The organism is Arenimonas sp. (assembly GCF_019459675.1).
Classification (GTDB): domain Bacteria; phylum Pseudomonadota; class Gammaproteobacteria; order Xanthomonadales; family Xanthomonadaceae; genus Arenimonas.
Map to the genome: position 1 here is coordinate 1 of NZ_JAIBFH010000183.1, position 17507 is coordinate 17507.

The 17507-nt window shown below is 68.5% G+C and carries 14 protein-coding genes; 11 read left to right on the plus strand and 3 right to left on the minus strand.

Annotated elements, in window-relative coordinates:
* Both K0M70_RS06385 and K0M70_RS06390 read left to right on the plus strand, forming a co-directional pair.
* On the plus strand, nt 1–613 hold a 613-nt coding region (locus K0M70_RS06385), incomplete at its 5' end, for a hypothetical protein (protein ID WP_343211194.1).
* Nucleotides 610–1428 (plus strand): hypothetical protein, encoded by an 819-nt coding sequence (locus tag K0M70_RS06390; RefSeq protein ID WP_290780775.1) that lies wholly within the window; start codon nt 610–612, stop codon nt 1426–1428. The genes K0M70_RS06385 and K0M70_RS06390, both read left to right, overlap by 4 nt.
* 16 nt (nt 1429–1444) lie before the next feature.
* Here K0M70_RS06390 and K0M70_RS06395 read toward each other — a convergent pair whose 3' ends face one another.
* Nucleotides 1445–2851 (minus strand): class II fumarate hydratase, encoded by a 1407-nt coding sequence (locus K0M70_RS06395; RefSeq protein ID WP_290780776.1) that lies wholly within the window; start codon nt 2849–2851, stop codon nt 1445–1447.
* Between the two features lie 159 nt (nt 2852–3010).
* On the opposite strand from K0M70_RS06395, the gene purB reads away from it, so the two are divergent.
* From purB to K0M70_RS06435, 8 genes are all read left to right on the plus strand, one after another.
* On the plus strand, nt 3011–4378 hold the full coding sequence (purB, locus tag K0M70_RS06400; protein WP_290780777.1) for an adenylosuccinate lyase: 1368 nt from the start codon (nt 3011–3013) through the stop codon (nt 4376–4378).
* Nucleotides 4379–4384: 6 nt separating this feature from the next.
* The gene (locus tag K0M70_RS06405) at nt 4385–5575 is read left to right on the plus strand and encodes a cupin domain-containing protein (protein WP_290780778.1); all 1191 of its coding nucleotides are present in this window, start codon (nt 4385–4387) and stop codon (nt 5573–5575) included.
* Between the two features lie 4 nt (nt 5576–5579).
* Complete coding sequence (locus tag K0M70_RS06410) at nt 5580–6539, plus strand: GNAT family N-acetyltransferase (RefSeq protein ID WP_290780779.1); 960 nt, start codon at nt 5580–5582, stop codon at nt 6537–6539.
* A gap of 217 nt (nt 6540–6756) precedes the next feature.
* Nucleotides 6757–9582, plus strand: coding sequence for a 2-oxoglutarate dehydrogenase E1 component (locus K0M70_RS06415; protein ID WP_290780780.1), 2826 nt, complete (start codon nt 6757–6759; stop codon nt 9580–9582).
* Between the two features lie 27 nt (nt 9583–9609).
* Nucleotides 9610–10791 carry a dihydrolipoyllysine-residue succinyltransferase gene (sucB, locus tag K0M70_RS06420; RefSeq protein WP_290780781.1) on the plus strand — a complete coding sequence of 394 codons (1182 nt, stop codon included), beginning with the start codon at nt 9610–9612 and terminating at the stop codon, nt 10789–10791.
* A 14-nt stretch (nt 10792–10805) separates the two neighbouring features.
* Complete coding sequence (gene lpdA, locus K0M70_RS06425; protein WP_290780783.1) at nt 10806–12230, plus strand: dihydrolipoyl dehydrogenase; 1425 nt, start codon at nt 10806–10808, stop codon at nt 12228–12230.
* Between the two features lie 63 nt (nt 12231–12293).
* Nucleotides 12294–13286, plus strand: coding sequence for an acryloyl-CoA reductase (locus tag K0M70_RS06430; RefSeq protein ID WP_290780784.1), 993 nt, complete (start codon nt 12294–12296; stop codon nt 13284–13286).
* Nucleotides 13287–13347: 61 nt separating this feature from the next.
* On the plus strand, nt 13348–13716 hold the full coding sequence (locus K0M70_RS06435; protein ID WP_290780785.1) for a response regulator: 369 nt from the start codon (nt 13348–13350) through the stop codon (nt 13714–13716).
* A 59-nt stretch (nt 13717–13775) separates the two neighbouring features.
* Here K0M70_RS06435 and K0M70_RS06440 read toward each other — a convergent pair whose 3' ends face one another.
* The gene (locus tag K0M70_RS06440; RefSeq protein ID WP_290780786.1) at nt 13776–14669 is read right to left on the minus strand and encodes a DnaJ C-terminal domain-containing protein; all 894 of its coding nucleotides are present in this window, start codon (nt 14667–14669) and stop codon (nt 13776–13778) included.
* A gap of 163 nt (nt 14670–14832) precedes the next feature.
* On the opposite strand from K0M70_RS06440, the gene K0M70_RS06445 reads away from it, so the two are divergent.
* Entirely contained in the window at nt 14833–15312 is a 480-nt protein-coding gene (locus tag K0M70_RS06445; RefSeq protein ID WP_290780787.1) for a peroxiredoxin, read from the plus strand.
* A 91-nt stretch (nt 15313–15403) separates the two neighbouring features.
* On the opposite strand, the gene K0M70_RS06450 is transcribed toward K0M70_RS06445, so the two are convergent.
* Entirely contained in the window at nt 15404–17113 is a 1710-nt protein-coding gene (locus K0M70_RS06450) for a serine hydrolase domain-containing protein (RefSeq protein ID WP_290780788.1), read from the minus strand.
* Between the last annotated feature and the right edge of the window lie 394 nt (nt 17114–17507).

The window sequence follows — 17507 nt, forward strand, 5'->3', positions numbered from 1 at the left end:
CCCGCGACAGGAGCAGCACATCAACATCAAGACTATCGCCCCCGCGCTGTTCGCGCTGTCGTCGCTGGGCCTGGCGGCCTGCGGCGGCGACAAGCAGGCCGACGACGCCAAGACCGGCTGGGACGGCATCGCGCAGAAAGCCCGCGACGGCATCCGCGAAGAAATGGCCACCCAGAACCTGGACATCGGCGAAGGCGTGCCAGGACTGCCGAGCGCCTCGCTGTCGCCCCAGGGCGACCTGGTCATCGACGGCAAGACCATCGCGCTCACCCCCGAACAGCGCCAGCGCCTGCTCGACTACCGCACGCAGCTGGCCGGCGTGGCCGAAGCCGGTGCCGACGTGGGCATCCAGGGCGCCGCCATCGCCACGTCCGCCATGAAGGAAGCCGCCAAGGCCGCGCTCAGCGGCGACCAGGCCCAGGTGGAGGAGCGCATCAAGGCCCAGACCGACGCCATCAAGGTGGCGGCCCAGGCCCTTTGCGACCGCCTGCCGGCGCTGCTGGAGGCCCAGCGTGCCGCCGCCGAACTGGTGCCGGAGTTCAAGCCCTACGCCAACATGGACGAGAAGGATATCCAGGATTGCGGCGACGACATCGACGGAGCCACGCCGTGAAGCGCCTGGCCCTGCTGGCCCTGCTGTCCCCCGCCCTCGCCTTCGCCGCCGACTGCGAGCACGCCCAGCCCCGGTCGCTCGACCTGGACCTGGCCGGCGTGCGCAGCGTGCGCATCGAAGTGAACTCGCACGAGCTGCGCCTTGCGCCTGCGCGCGACGGCAAGGCCAGCTTCACCGCCCGCGCCTGTGCCTCCGATCCGGCGCTGTTCGAGCAGCTCACATTCACCCAGGAGCGCCAGGGCGACGTGCTGGTGGTGCGCGCCGAGCGCGACGGATATTCCAGCGGCATCTTCTTCAAGGCCAACTACGCCTATCTGCAGCTGGATGCGCAGCTGCCGGCCACGCTGGACTGCGAAGTGCGGGTGGGTTCGGGCGATGCCTGGATTTCCGGCCAGCCCAACGTGCGGGTGGACGTGGGCTCGGGCGACGCGGAAGTGCGCGGCGCCACCGGCCTGCTGCGCGTGAAGGTGGGCTCGGGTGACGTCACTGCGTCCGACAGCGGCACGCTGGACCTGCTGTCGGTGGGCTCGAGTGATTTCGAGGCCCGCGGCGTGCGCGGCGAAGCGACGGTGGGCGACATCGGTTCGGGCGACGTGGCCATCCACACCGTCGGCCGCAGCCTTCGCGTGGAGTCCGTCGGCTCGGGCGACCTGGTGGTCACCGGGGTGGACGGCGGTGTCAGCATCGGCACGGTGGGCTCGGGCGACGTCACCGTCACCGACGTCGGCGAAGGCCTGAGCGTGCGCCGCATCGGCAGCGGCGACGTGAGCCACCGCGACGTGCGCGGCGCGGTGGACCTGCCGTCCGAGGATTGAACCCGCTCGCAGGGACTCAGCCGGCGCCGCCCCCGGGCTTGCCGTGGATGCCGCCCTTGGCCAGGGCGGCGGGGTCCAGCAGCGCCCGCAGCGTTTTTTCCGGCAGGCCCGTGGCTTCGCGGGCCACGTCCAGCACCGCCCTGCCCTCCCGGTAGGCCTGTTTGGCGATGGCCGCGGCCTTTTCATAGCCAATCACCGGATTGAGCGCCGTCACCAGGATCGGGTTGCGGTCCAGCGCCTCGCGCAGCCGTTCGTTGCGCACGGTGAAGCCCGCGATCGCCGTGTCGGCCAACAGGCGCGAGCCGTTCGCCAGCAGTTCGATCGACTGCAGCAGGTTGTGCGCGATCACCGGCAGCATCACGTTGAGCTGGAAGTTGCCGCTGGCGCCGGCCACCGTCACCGTCACGTGGTTGCCCATCACCTGCGCGCAGGCCATGCACAGCGCCTCGGGCACCACCGGGTTCACCTTGCCGGGCATGATGGAGCTGCCCGGCTGCAGCGCCGGCAGTTCGATCTCTCCCAGGCCCGCCAGCGGACCGGAGTTCATCCAGCGCAGGTCGTTGCCGATCTTCATCAGCGCCACCGCCAGTACGTTCACCTGGCCCGACAGCTCCACCGAAGCATCCTGCGAGGCGATGCCCTCGAACAGATTGCTGGCCTGCTCGAACTTCGTGCCCGACAGCTTCGACAGCGACGCGGCCACGTGCTTCCCGAAGCGCGGATCGGCGTTGATGCCGGTGCCCACCGCGGTGCCGCCGATCGGCAGGCGGCGCAGGCGCTTGAGGCTGTCCTCGATGCGCTCGGCGGCCGACGCCAGCTGCGCCGACCACGTGCCCAGCTCCTGCGCCAGGGTCAGCGGCATGGCGTCCATCAGGTGGGTCCGGCCGGTCTTGGTGACCTTGCCGAGCGACTTCGCACGGCGGTCGAGGGTGGCGCGCAGGTGTTTTATCGCAGGCAGCAGCTGCTCGCGGCAGGCGAGCACGGCGGCCACCTGGATGGCCGTGGGCACCACGTCGTTGGAGCTCTGGCCCATGTTCACCTGGTCGTTGGCGTGCACGGGCTTGCCCGCACCGCGCGAGGCCAGGCTGGCAATCACCTCATTGGCATTCATGTTGCTGGACGTGCCCGAACCGGTCTGGAACACGTCCACCGGGAACTGGCCGTCCAGATCACCGGCGGCCACCTGCAGGCTGGCCGAGCGGATGGCGGCGGCCACGCCCTTGGGCAAGTGGCCCAGGCCGGCGTTGGCCTCGGCGCAGGCGGCTTTCACCAGGCCCAGCGCGCGGATGAAGCCGCGCGGCATGCGCAGGCCCGAGACCGGGAAGTTCTGCACCGCACGCTGGGTCTGGGCGCCGTACAGCGCCTCGGCGGGCACCTGCAGTTCACCCAGGCTGTCCTTTTCAATGCGTTGTTTGGCGGCCATGGCGTGCTCCTGTGGGTCCGGCAACGAGCATACCGCCTCACCTTCCGGGCGGGACTTCCGCGTCAAACGCACGCACCGAAAGCCGTGGGGCTGAAGTCCCGGCCGCGAAGGGAGCGGTTAGAATGTGGCTTCTTCCGATCCGCCTCCCGAGCCTCGCCCATGTCCGATTTCGCCCTCACCGCCCTGTCCCCGCTGGACGGCCGCTACGCCGCCAAGGCCGAGGCCCTGCGGCCGATCTTCTCGGAGTACGGGCTAGTGAAGGCCCGCGTCCGGGTGGAAGTGGAGTGGCTGCTGGCCCTGGCCGGCGAGCCGGGCATCGTCGAGCTCAAGCCGTTCTCCGATGCCGGCGCCGCGCGCCTGCGCGCACTGGCGGCCAACTTCGCCGTGGCCGACGCGGCGCGGGTGAAGGACATCGAACGCACCACCAACCACGACGTCAAGGCGGTGGAGTACTTCATCAAGGAACGCCTGAAGGACGACGCCGAGCTGGGTCCGGCGCTGGAATTCGTGCACTTCGCCTGCACCAGCGAGGACATCAACAACCTCAGCTACGCCCTGATGCTGCACGAGGCCTACACCACCGTGGTGGCGCCCGGCACCTGGGCCGTGGTGGAGACGCTGCGCGCCATGGCGCACGAACACGCCGCGCTGCCGATGCTGTCGCGCACGCACGGCCAGACCGCGTCGCCCACCACCGTGGGCAAGGAAATCGCCAACGTGGTGGCGCGCCTGCAGCGCCAGGTGGCGGTGATGCACGGCATCGAGTTCCCCGGCAAGATCAACGGCGCGGTGGGCAACTACAACGCCCACGTGGTGGCCTACCCCGACGTGGACTGGCCGGCGCTGGCGCAGCGCTTCGTCGAATCCCTGGGCCTGGATTTCAACGCCTACACCACCCAGATCGAACCGCACGACGGCATCGCCGAGCTGTGCGACGCCCAGCGCCGCATCAACACGGTGCTGGTGGACCTGTGCCGCGACGTCTGGGGCTACATCTCGCTGGGCTACTTCAAGCAGGCGGTGAAGGCCGGCGAAGTGGGCAGTTCCACGATGCCGCACAAGGTCAACCCGATTGATTTCGAGAACGCCGAGGGCAACTTCGGCCTGGCCAACGCGCTGCTGTCGCACTTCTCCGAGAAGCTGCCGATCAGCCGCTGGCAGCGCGACCTCACCGACTCCACCGTGCTGCGCGCACTGGGCACGGCGTTTGGCCACACGCTGGTGGCGATGGATTCGCTGCAGCGTGGCCTGGGCAAGCTCAGCGCCAATCCCGAGCGCCTGGCCGCCGACCTCGACGCCGCGTGGGAAGTGCTGGCCGAGCCCGTGCAGACGGTGATGCGCCGCTACGGCCTGCCCAACCCCTACGAGCAGCTCAAGGAACTCACCCGCGGCCAGGGCATGAACGCCGAGTCGATGCGCCGCTTCATCTCCGGCCTGGACCTGCCCGCCGACGCCAAGGCCCGCCTGCTGGCGCTGACGCCCGGCGGCTATGCTGGCCTGGCCGAGCGGCTGGCGCGGGACGTCTGACCTGCCATGACCCAGTTTGCGATCGAGGTCGACGGTTCCGGAGCGCCGCCGCTGGGCATGGCACCCGGGGTTTTCCTGCGCGATTACTGGCAGAAGCGCCCGCTGCTGGTGCGCAACGCCTTCCCCGGCTTTGTCTCGCCGATCACGCCCGAGGACCTGGCCGGCCTGGCCTGCGAAGAGGCGGCGCTGTCGCGCGTGGTGCTGCACGACCGCAAGCGCGACCGTTGGGAGCTGCGCAACGGCCCGTTCGCCGAGGAATCGTTCCCCAGGCTGCCCAAGCAGGACTGGACCCTGCTGGTGCAGGACGTGGACAAGTGGGACATGGACGTGCGCGCCCTGCTGGGCGCCTTCCGCTTCCTGCCGGCGTGGCGCTTGGACGACATCATGGTGAGCTTTGCCGCCCCGGGCGGGTCGGTGGGCGCGCATGTGGACCAGTACGACGTCTTCCTGCTGCAGGCCCATGGCCATCGCCGCTGGCAGATCGACAGCCGCCCGGGCGCGCCCACCGCCTTCCGCGATGACGTCGAGCTCAAGCTGCTGCGCGAGTTCACGCCCGACCACGACTGGGTGCTGGCCCCCGGCGACATGCTGTACCTGCCGCCCGGCGTGCCGCACCACGGCGTGGCGCAGGACGCCTGCCTGACGTTCTCGTTCGGCATGCGGGCACCGTCGCAGGCCGAACTGCTGCTGGATTTTGCCGAGGAGCTGGCCGCATCCATCCCCGACGAAGCGCGCTATACCGACCCTGACCTGACCCTGCCCGCGGATCCGGCCGAGATCGACGAGGCCGCCTTCGCCCGGGTCCGCGCCGCGCTGGCCAGCCTGCAGGCGCTGGACGAAGCCACGATGCGGCGCTGGTTCGGCCGGTTCATCACCCAGTACCGCTCGGCGGGCGAGCTGGCCCCGGCCAAGCGTGCGCCCACCCTGGACGCGGCCGGCGACACGCTGGCCAAGGGCGGGCGCCTGCTGCGCCATCCGCATGCCCGCCACGCCTGGGCGCGCGAAGGCAAGCGCGCCCGGCTGCATGCCAACGGCCTGGGCTTTGCCATGGGCGCGGCCTCGGCCCGCCTGCTCGCCGGCGCCGACGCGCTGGACGCCGCGGCACTGGCGTCGCTGGACGCCGACGGCCGCACGGCCTTGCAGGCGCTGCTGGCACAGGGCCACTATCACGTCGAGAAACCCAGCCGCCGCCGGTGAAGCCATGATCCCCTCCGATTTCCGCGTGGACCCCGCCGACTACCATGCCGACCTGGAGCAGTTGCGCCACGTGCGCGAAACGGTGTTCGTCGCCGAACAGCAGGTGCCCATCGAGGAAGAGTGGGATGAACTGGACCCGCACTGCCGCCACGTGATCGCCCGGGATCTGCAGAACCGGCCCATCGGCACCGGCCGTTTGACCCCGGAACACAAGATCGGCCGCATGGCCGTGCTGCGCGAGTGGCGCGGCCGCGGCGTCGGCGATGCCCTGCTGGTGGCACTGATCGACCAGGCCCGCACCCAGGGCTGGACCGAAGTCAGCCTCAACGCCCAGGTCAGCGCCGAGAGCTTCTACGCCCGCCATGGCTTTGAGCCCTACGGGCCGCGCTTCATGGAGGCCGGCATCGAACACCAGGCCATGCGCCGCACGCTGCAGCCGATGTCCAGCGAAGGCCGCGTCACCGCCCGCCCGCGCGGGCCGTCCCAGCCGCTGCAGGATTTCAGCAGCCTGCACGAAGCCACGGCCGCCACCATCGCGCTGGTGCAGGGCGCGCGTCGCGAGATCCGGCTCTACAGCCGCGACCTCGAGCCGGTGCTTTACGCGCAGCCCGAGGTGCTGGACGCTTTCCGCCAGTTCGCCATCGCCGGCCGCGGCGGCATCGTGCAGCTGATCCTGCAGGACCCGGCGGCGGCGCAGGGCGCCATCCATCCCCTGCTCACGCTGGCCCAGCGCATGACCTCGGTGTTCCAGTTCCGCACGCCCGTGGACGCCGTGGACCTGCAGGATCCGTCCGCCTTCCTGGTCAACGACCGCGACGGCTACCTGTTCCGGGGCATTGGCACCCGCTTCGAGGGCGACTGGAGCCCGGCCCTGCCGTCCCGGAACCGCCAACTGTCCGACCACTTCGGCCGGGTCTGGGAGCGTTCGCGCGCCTGCACCGAGCTTCGTGCGCTGGGCATCTGAGCCTGCCCGCGCCCGGCGGATGGCGCGGCCAACGGGCTGGTGCAGCGGCGACACCCGACCAAAGTCTGAGCGCCAGCCGACCCGGAGCCGTCGGCTCGGGTTCTAAAAGACCGACCGTGCCGGCTATAATCAGCGGCCTTGTCGCCATGCCTTGGCGGCAGCCCGACATCCCATTCCATCAATCACTTACGGCTCCGTAGTGGGCCAGGCCAGGGTCGTGGACAGTCTGATCAAGCAGTTCAAGCAGACCTCTCAGCTTGCCGGCGGAAACGCCGCCTTTATCGAAGACCTGTACGAGCAGTACCTGGTCGACGCCGAAAGCGTGTCCCCGGCCTGGAAAGCCTATTTCGACGGCTTCAAGGGCCGCGAGGCCGGCGACGTGCCGCATTCGGCCGTCATGGCCAGCGTGCAGGCCGCCGCCAAGGCGGGTGCACAGGCCGGTCCGATGGACGACGAGGCCGCCCGCAAGCAGTCCGCCGTAGGCAAGATGGTCACCGCCTACCGCTCGCGCGGCCACCTGGGCGCCAACCTCGACCCGCTGGGCATGATGGCCAAGCAGGACGCCCCCGACCTGGACCTGCCCTTCCACGGGCTGGGCAATGCCGACCTCGACCAGGAATTCACGGTCGACAGCTGGTTCCCCGAAAAGAAGCTCAAGCTGCGCGACCTGCTGGCCAAGCTGCGCGCGTCCTACTCGGGCAGCATCGGTGCCGAGTTCATGCATATCTCCGACGCCACCCAGCGCCGGTGGATGCAGCAGCGCCTGGAAGGCGCGGCCGGCAAGTACGGCTTCGCCGCCGACGACCGCAAGCGCCTGCTGGAACGCCTGACCGCCGCCGAGGGCCTCGAGCGCTACCTGCACACCGCCTTCGTGGGCCAGAAGCGCTTCTCGCTGGAAGGCGGCGATTCGCTGATCCCGCTGATGGACACGCTGATCCGCCGCGGCGGCAGCGACGGCGTCAAGGACGTGGTGATCGGCATGGCCCACCGCGGCCGCCTCAACGTGCTCATCAACACGATGGGCAAGCCGCCGCACAAGCTGTTCAACGAATTCCGCGGCCAGTTCGAGCACAACGACGACCCGGCGCACTCGGGCGACGTGAAGTACCACATGGGCTACTCCTCCGACATCGCCACCCCGGGCGGCCCGGTGCACCTGGCGCTGGCGTTCAACCCGTCGCATCTTGAAATCGTCGACCCGGTGGTTGCCGGCTCGGTGCGCGCACGCCAGATGCGCCGCGACGACGGCAAGCGCCAGCAGGTGCTGCCGGTGCTGATCCACGGCGACGCGGCGTTCGCGGGCCAGGGCGTGATCATGGAGCTGTTCCAGATGTCGCAGGCGCGCGGGTTCGCGGTCGGCGGCACGGTGCACATCGTCATCAACAACCAGGTCGGCTTCACCATCAGCCGCCAGGACGACGCGCGCTCCACCTTCTACTGCACCGACCCGGCCAAGATCATCGGCGCCCCGGTGCTGCACGTGAACGGCGACGATCCGGAAGCGGTCGCTTTCTGCGCCCAGCTGGCGTTCGACTTCCGCAAGCAGTTCCAGCGCGACGTGGTGATCGACCTGGTGTGCTACCGCCGCCACGGCCACAACGAAGCCGACGAGCCCGCGGCCACCCAGCCGCTGATGTACAAGAACATCCGCGCCCGCAAGACCACGCGCGAGCTTTACGCCGAGCGCCTGGCCGCCGACGGCGTGCTGGATGCCGCCGGTGCCAAGGCCCTGGTGGACGCCTACCGCGACCGCCTGGACAAGGGCGACGTCACCACCGAGCTGGCCACGGTCGGGCCCGACCCGTTCGCCGTCGACTGGACGCCCTGGCTCAAGGGCAAGCTGTCGGATGCGGTGGACACGCGCGTGGCGCGCCCGGCGCTGGACGCGCTGGCCACCAACATCAACACCCTGCCCGCCACGCTCACGCTGCACCCGCGCGTGGCCAAGATCTATGAAGACCGGCAGAAAATGCTGGCCGATGAACTGGCCATGGACTGGGGCTTCGCCGAAAACCTGGCCTACGCCAGCCTGATCGCCGAAGGCTACAAGCTTCGCCTGGTGGGCCAGGACGCCGGTCGCGGCACGTTCTTCCACCGCCACGCGGTGCTGCATGACCAGGACAAGGGTGAATCGTTCCTGCCGCTGCGCCAGCTGGCCGCCAACCCCGAACACGTGATGATCATCGACTCGCTGCTGAGCGAGGAAGCGGTGATGGCGTTCGAATACGGCTACTCCACCGCCGAGCCGGGCACGCTGAACATCTGGGAAGGCCAGTTCGGCGATTTCGCCAACGGCGCCCAGGTGGTCATCGACCAGTTCATCACCTCGGGTGAATCCAAGTGGGACCGCCTGTGCGGCCTGGTGCTGTTCCTGCCCCACGGCTACGAAGGCCAGGGCCCGGAACACAGCTCGGCGCGCCTGGAGCGCTTCCTGCAGATGTGCGCGCTGGACAACATCCAGGTCTGCACGCCCACCACGCCTGCGCAGATGTTCCACATGCTGCGCCGGCAGATGCTGCGCGCCACCCGCAAGCCGCTGGTGGTGATGACGCCCAAGTCGATGCTGCGCAACAAGCTGTCGGTGTCCAGGCTCGACACCCTCACCGGCGGCGGCTTCCAGACCCTCATCCCGGACCGCATCACCCAGGACGCCAAGAACGTCCGCCGCGTGGTGGTCTGCGGCGGCAAGGTCTACTACGACCTGGTGGAAGCCGCCGAGGCGAAGAAGGTCACCGACGTGGCCATCGTCCGCATCGAGCAGCTCTATCCCTTCCCGCGCCCCGAGCTGGCGGCCGAACTCAAGCGGCTGTCGGGTGCCAAGGAAGTGGTGTGGTGCCAGGAAGAGCCGATGAACCAGGGCGCCTGGTACCAGATCCGCCACCACCTCGACCACTGCCTGGGCAAGGGCCAGTCGCTGAGCTACGCCGGGCGCGCGCGCTCGGCTTCGCCGGCCGCCGGCCACGCCAACACGCACATCGAAGAACAGGCCCGGTTGATCGAGGATGCCCTCGTCAATCCGCCCAACACCCAAACCGCTGAATAACCGCAGCCAAGCCACAGGACGTCGTCCATGAGCATCGAAGTCAAAGTACCGGTTCTTCCGGAATCCGTTTCCGACGCCACCATTGCCACCTGGCACAAGAAGGCCGGCGACAGCGTGCGCCGCGACGAGAACCTGCTCGACCTGGAAACTGACAAGGTGGTGCTGGAAGTACCGTCGCCGGTGGACGGCGTGCTAAAGGAACTCAAGTTCCAGGCCGGTGACACCGTCACCAGCCAGCAGGTAGTCGCGATCATCGAGGAGGGCGCCGTTGCCGCCGAGCCGGCGAAAGCCGCGGCGCCTGCCGCCGCCAAGGCCGAAGCCCCGGCCAAGAGCGAGCCGGCCAAGGCTGCCGCCCCCGCTGCCAAGGCGGGTGCCAGCGAGCTGCCGCCGGGCGCCGCGGCCCACGCCGCGCGCAACGACGTGAATCCGGCCGACGTTGCCGGCACCGGCCGCGCCGGCCGCGTCACCAAGGAAGACGTGGTCAACCACATCAAGGTCGGCGGCGGCGCCCGCCCCGAGCAGCGCGTGCCGATGACCCGCATCCGCCAGCGCATCGCCGAGCGCATGATGCTGTCCAAGAACTCCATCGCCATGTTGACCTCGTTCAACGAAGTCAACCTGTCCAAGGTGATGGCGATGCGCAAGGAGCTGGGCGAAGGCTTCGAGAAGGCCAACGGCATCAAGCTCGGCTTCATGAGCTTCTTCGCCAAGGCCGCCGCGAACGCGCTGCAGAAGTACCCCGCCGTCAACGCTTCGGTGGACGGCACCGACGTCATCTACCACGGCTATGCCGACATCTCGATCGCCGTTGCCACCGAAAAGGGCCTGGTGACGCCGGTGCTGCGCAACGTCGAGAACATGTCGTTCGCCGACATCGAAGGCTCCATCGCCGGCTACGCCAAGGCGGCCCGCGAGGGCGGCCTGAAGCTTGAAGACCTGCAGGGCGGCACCTTCACCATCACCAACGGCGGCACCTTCGGCTCGCTGATGTCCACGCCCATCGTCAACCCGCCGCAGTCGGCCATCCTGGGCATGCACGCCATCAAGGAGCGTCCGATCGCCGACAACGGCCAGGTGGTGATTGCGCCGATGATGTACATCGCGCTGTCGTACGACCATCGCGTCATCGACGGCAAGGACGCGGTGCTGTTCCTGGTGGACATCAAGAACCAGCTCGAGAATCCGCACCGCATGCTGCTTGGCCTGTAAGCAAGGAATCGAAAATGTCTGAGCAATACGACGTCGTAGTGATTGGTGCCGGCCCCGCCGGATACCACGCCGCCATCCGCGCCGCGCAGCTGGGCATGAAGGTCGCCTGCATCGACGCCGCGCTGGGCAAAGACGGCAAGCCGGCGCTGGGCGGCACCTGCCTGCGCATCGGCTGCATTCCGTCCAAGGCGCTGCTGGACTCCTCGCGCCAGTACTGGAACCTGCAGCACCAGTTCGCCGACCACGGCATTTCCACCACCGGCGCCACGATGGACGTGGGCACGATGATTGGCCGAAAGGACAAGATCGTGAAGCAGTTCACCGGCGGCATCGCGTCGCTGTTCAAGGCCAACAAGATCACCGCCTACTACGGCTTCGGCCAGCTGCAGCCCGGCAAGGTGGTCAAGGTGAAGCAGCACGACGGCAGCGAAGTGGAGCTGGTGGGCAAGAGCATCATCATCGCCGCGGGCTCGGATTCGATCGAGCTGCCGTTCGCCAAGTTCGACGGCAAGCACATCGTCGACAACGTCGGTGCGCTTGATTTCACCGAAGTGCCCAAGCGTTTCGGCGTGATCGGCGCGGGCGTCATCGGCCTGGAGCTGGGCAGCGTCTGGAAGCGCCTGGGCGCCGAGGTCACCATCCTCGAAGCCATGCCGCAGTTCCTGGCTGCCGTGGACGCCGAGGCCGCCAAGGTGGCACTGAAGGAATTCAAGAAGCAGGGCCTGGACATCAAGCTGGGCGCCAAGGTCAGCAAGGCCGAGATCAAGAAGAGCGAAGTCCACCTCACCTACAACGACGGCAAGGCGGACCATTCGCTGGTGGTGGACAAGCTGCTGGTGGCCGTGGGCCGCAAGGCCGCGTCCAAGGGCCTGCTGGCCGAAGGCACCGGCGTGAAGATCAACGACCGCGGCCAGATCGAAGTGGACGAACACTGCCACACCGGCGTGGACGGCATCTGGGCCGTGGGCGACTGCGTGCGCGGGCCGATGCTGGCCCACAAGGGCTTCGAGGAAGGCATCGCCGTGGCGGAACTGATCGCCGGGCTGCCGGGCCACGTGAACCTGGACACCATCCCCTGGGTGATCTACACCGAGCCGGAAATTGCCTGGGTGGGCAAGAACGAGCAGGAGCTCACGGCCGAAGGCATTCCCTTCAAGACCGGCAGCTTCCCGTTTGCCGCCGTCGGCCGCGCCGTCGCCATGGGTGAACCGGCCGGCTTCGTGAAGGTGATCGCGCACGAGGAAACCGACCGCATCCTGGGCATGCACCTGGTGGGCGTGAACGTTTCCGAGCTGGTGCACGAAGGCGTGCTGGCGATGGAGTTCCACGGTTCGGCCGAGGACCTGGCGCGCATCTGCCACGCCCACCCGACGCTGTCGGAAGCCATCCACGACGCCGCCATGGCCGTGGACAAGCGCGCCATCCACAAGGCGAACTGATCCGACCCGGATTGACCGACCAGAGGCGCCTTCGGGCGCCTCTGGTTGTTTGAAGGAGTGCCCATGACCGTTCCCGCCACCTTCCAAGGCTTCCGCATCCACACCGACGGCGGCCATCGCGCCGGCGTCGAAACCCTCGCACTGGACGACCTGATGCCCGGGGAAGTGGTGGTCAAGGCGGCGTACTCCAGCGTCAACTTCAAGGACGCGCTGGCCGGCACCGGCCAGGGCAAGATCCTGCGCAAGCCCACCCTGGTGGGCGGCATCGACGTGGCCGGCCACGTGGTGGCCTCCAGCGATCCGCGGTTCAAGGAAGGCGACGCCGTGCTGTGCACCGGCAGCGGGCTTTCGGAAACGCGCGACGGCGGCTATTCGCAGTACGTGCGCCTGCAGGCGGAGTGGACCATCGCGCTGCCCGCCGGCCTGTCGCTGCGCGAGGCGATGGTGCTGGGCACGGCGGGCTTCACTGCGGGCCTGTCGCTGCTGCGCATGGAGCAAAACGGCCAATCGCCCGACATGGGCCCGGTGGTGGTCACCGGCGCCACCGGCGGCGTGGGCATGCTGGCCCTGGACATCCTGACGCGCGCCGGCTACCAGGCGCACGCGATTTCGGGCAAGGCCGAGCACGCCGGATTCCTGCGCGGCATCGGCGCAATGGAAGTTTTCCCGCGCGACACGCTCGACAGCGCGCTGCGTCCGCTGGAAAACGCCCGCTGGGCCGGCGCCATCGACAACGTCGGCGATCCGGCGCTGGCCGCCCTCACCCGCGTCATCCAGCCCTACGGCAACATCGCCAGCTGCGGCCTGGCCGGCGGCCCGGGCCTGTCCACCACGGTGATGCCTTTCATCATCCGGGGCGTGTCCCTGCTGGGTATCGCGTCCGCCGGCACGGCGCGCGGGCAGCGCGACCAGGTCTGGGAGCGCCTGGCCGGGCCCTGGAAGCCGGCCCACCTGGACGCCATCTGCACCCGCGAAACGTCGCTGGAAGGCCTTCCGGACGTCTTCCCGGCCATGATGGCCGGACAATCTTTCGGACGAACGGTTGTCCGATTCTGACCCCGGTTGCACCTTGCCCTCCCCCCCGGCATACAATCACCTACCTGTTGGAGGCCCATTCATGGCACGCATCCTGATTGTTGATGATTCCCCGTCCCAGCTCATGGGCATGAAGCGCATTGTCGAAAAGCTGGGGCACGAAGCCCTGACGGCCGAAGATGGTGCCGCCGGTTTCGAAGCAGCGAAGGCCAACAAGCCCGACCTGATCCTGATGGACGTGGTGATGCCCAACCTCAACGGGTTCCAGGCCACGCGCGCCATTTCCAAGGACGCCACCACCTCGCACATCCCGATCGTGCTGGTCACCACCAAGGACCAGGAAACCGACAAGGTGTGGGGCATGCGCCAGGGCGCCAAGGCTTACATCACCAAGCCGTTTAACGAAAACCAGCTGGTTGAAGTCATCAACGGGCTGCTCAGCGCCGGTTGATCGCTTCGCAGCATCAGGGAAAAGGCCCGCGCAAGCGGGCCTTTTTCATGGCGGCGCCGTCAGGCCTTGGCGGGATCGAAGTCGAAGGCCTCGGCCATCTGCCGATAGAGCGCTTTCTGGGCTTCGGTCTCGGCCTTGGGCGCGCGCACTTCAATCTCCACGATCTGGTCGCCCGGCGCGGGTTTGCCCGGCAGGCCGCGGCCGCGCAGCCGCAGTTTGCGGCCGGTGTCGGAACCAGGCGGTATGCGCAGCTCCACCGCACCGCCCAGGGTCAGCACGCTGACGGTGGCGCCCAAGGCGGCCTGCCAGGGCGCCAGCGGCAGCGTGTAGAGGATGTTGCGGCCGTCCACTTCAAACTCGCCGTGCGGACGGTAGTCCACTTCCAGCAGCAGGTCGGAGCTGCGACCGGGGCCGCGATGCCCCTGCCCCGCCAGCCGGATCACCTGCCCCGGCGCGATACCGGCCGGCACGTTCACTTCCAGCGTGCGGCCATTGACGTTGATGCGCTGCTTACCGCCCGTGTAGGCCAGCTCCAGCGGCAGGGCGAGCTTGGCGCGGACGTCTCCCGCGGGCTGTGGCTGGGCCCGGCCCGGCCCACGGCCGCCGCCAAAAAGGGATTCGAAGAAGTCGCTGAAGCCGGCGCCCTGGCCGAAGTCCTGCTGGTACTGGAAACCGCCGTTGCCCGGCCCGCCCTGGCCAAAGCCGGGCGGCGGCCGGAACTCCTCGCCGGGGCGGTAGCCCTGCGACTTGAGCTGGTCGTATTCGGCGCGCTTTTCCTTGTCGCGCAGCACCTCATAGGCCTCGTTGATGGCCTTGAAGCGCTCTTCGGCGCCGGCTTCCTTGCTGACGTCGGGGTGGTACTTGCGGGCCAGGCGCCGGTAGGCGGTCTTGATCTCCGCCTCGCCGGCCGTGGCCTCGACCCCGAGCGTGTCGTAATAATCCTTGAACTGCATTGCAAACCCTCGGCAAGTGGACGCCCCGGGGAGTTCCCCGCGGCTACAGTTTACGCCCGCCGTGGCGCCACGGACCCGACCGCTAAGGCCCCGAGCGCACGCGGCGTTCATGCAGGCCGGTTAAACTCGACCCCCTGTTCCCACCCTGACCCGGAGCCATGCGATGACGATCCAGATCGGCGACAAGATCCCGCACGCCACCCTCAACACCCTCAAGGACGGCGTACAGGCCGTCGACACCGACGAACTGTTCGCCGGCAAGAAAGTGGTGCTGTTCGCCGTGCCAGGCGCCTTCACCCCGACCTGTTCGGCCAAGCACCTGCCCGGCTACGCGGACAAGCTCGGCGAGTTCGAGAAGCGCGGCATCGAAGTCGCCTGCCTGTCGGTGAACGACGCCTTCGTGATGGACGCCTGGGCCAAGAGCCAGGGCGTGCCCGAAGGCGTGCACATGCTGGCCGACGGCAACGGCGCCTTCACCCAGGCCCTGGGCCTGGAGCTCGACGCCACGGCCTTCGGCATGGGCCTGCGCGCCAAGCGCTTCGCCCTGTACGCCGAGGACGGCGTGGTGAAGCAGCTGCACGTCGAGGCGCCCGGCGAGTTCAAGGTTTCCGCGGCCGAATACGTGCTCGAACACCTGGCCTGAGATTCGCGCCAGGCAACGCGAGAAGGCGGCCCCGGCCGCCCTTTCTTTTGCCCGGCGCCGGCCTCAGGCCAGCGCTTTGCGGGGGGTGGGGTCAATCGGCGGTCGTTGCCCCGACGCGGCTGAAGGAGATACCGCGTGCGCGCCCGACGTCGACCGCGAACCCGGTGATTTCACCGCCGGCAGTCCGCTGGAAACGCAGCAGGCCCATGCCCGTGAAGGCATCGCCGAAAGCCGGTGACAGCGGCACGGGGGCACCGCGGCGCGGCTGCACCACCAGCTTGCCGTCGTCCATCGCCAGGGTCCAGCGGGTGTCGAGCTCCACGCTTTCGTACTGGCCGGCAAACGTTGCCAGCAGTTGGGCATCGGGCTCGAACCGGGCGACCTGACGCATCTCGATCCGCTGTGTGCCCATCTCGAAAGTCATGCGCTTCTGGCCATTTTCGGCCGTGCCGAACTGCAGCGAGGCTGGCGAAGGCACGTCCAGCATGTTGAAGCGGTCCGCGCCCTCGTAGGCCAGTTCACTGTCCTGCCCCCGCTGCCGGACGTACCAGAGCTTGCCGTCGCGCAATTCAATGGGTCGCACGAGGGCCTCGGCCGGGCTGTAGTAGATGCCGGTGTACCGGCCAGGGTCGAACATCGCGGCCTGGGCGGTTGCCTCGGGCCGTGGGTTCGCGTCTGCCGGGGCGGCCGCCGGCTTCGCTGCCGGCTCCAGCTGACCCGCCAGCACCACGTCGGCTACGGCACGCGCCAGCGACGAAGGATCGCTGGAGCCCACGTTGCACAGCGCCGCCACCGCCATCCCGCTGTCGGGGAAGCGCAGCAGTTCAGAGCGGAAGCCCATCCAGGAGCCGCCATGCGACACCGAGCGCAATCCGCGGTAGTCCTCCACGATCAGGCCGCGCGCATAGGTGATCGCTTCGCCATCGTTGAGCTTGCCCACCTGCTGCAGCTGTTCCATCAGGGCGCTGCCGCCGACCTTGGGCTCGTAGAAGTTCGCGTCCCAAAGGGCCAGGTCCATCGCCGTGGTCTGCACGGCGCCGTCGCCGTTCTGTTCCCAGGCGGACGTCGATAATACCCAGATTCCTTCCGTACCCGGCTCGTACGACGTCGCGCGATTGGGAACCACGAGGGTGTGGTCGTCGAGGATGCGCGTCTGCTGCATGCCCAGCGGAGTGAAGAACCGCTCCTGCGCGAATTCACGCAGGGATTTTCCGCTGGCCTTCTTCACCACCAGCGACAGCAGGAAGTAGCCGGAGTTGCTGTAGCTGAACTCGCTGCCAGGCGCGAAATCCAGGGCCTTCTGGCGTGCGATAGCATGCAGGGCGTCCGCGTCGGTGGTGTGGTCCTGGACGTTGATGCCGCCCAGCATCAGCAGGCCGATATAGTCGCGCACGCCGCCGGTGTGGCGCAGCAGATGGTCCAGCGTGACCTGGTCGAAATAGCCGGGCAGCTCGGGTACGTACTGGCGCACGCTGTCATCCAGCGAAAGCTTTCCTTCCTGCGCCAGCAAAAGGATGCTGGCGGCCGTGAACTGCTTGGATGTGGAGCCGATGTCGAATACCGTCCGGAGCGGATCGATGGCCACGCCATGCTCGATGCTGGCCAGGCCGTAGCCCTTGGCATGCAGCACGCGCCCGCGCTCGTACAGGGCAAGGGCGCAGCCGGGCGAGCCGGGCTTGGCGTACTCGGCTAATACCGCGTCGATGCGCGGCGCCAGTTCCGGTTCCAGGACGATGGCCGCCCGGGCCGGCGACACAAGCGGAAGCAGAAGGAGCGCAGCAACGTGCAGTCGGATGAGCATGGTGGGCTCCGTGGTTCCAGGCAGAACAGGCGGGTGCATATTGCCTCGAACGGGCTACTGCTGCGAGCCTGGGGAGCCTGCCCGATCTCGGCCCGAACAAGCTGGCAATGGGCTGTCTTTCCGGTCCGCCACACCACGAGAAATGGGCGCGAAGACGGCCATCGCCCAGCGGCCGGGCATGGCTTTTCGAGGTGTTATGCTCGGCCGGCCCGCAGCGAACGGGCTGCGGATGGCACCTCAGGAGCAACCCGATGCGCGTCGCGTCCCTTGTGCTTTGTTGCTGCGCAGCCCTGCTGGCCACCGGATGCTCCAGACCCCCCCCCGCCCCCCCCCCCCCCCCCCAGGCGGGCCCCCCCCCCCCCGCCCCCCCCCCAGACCCCTCCCAGGAACCACC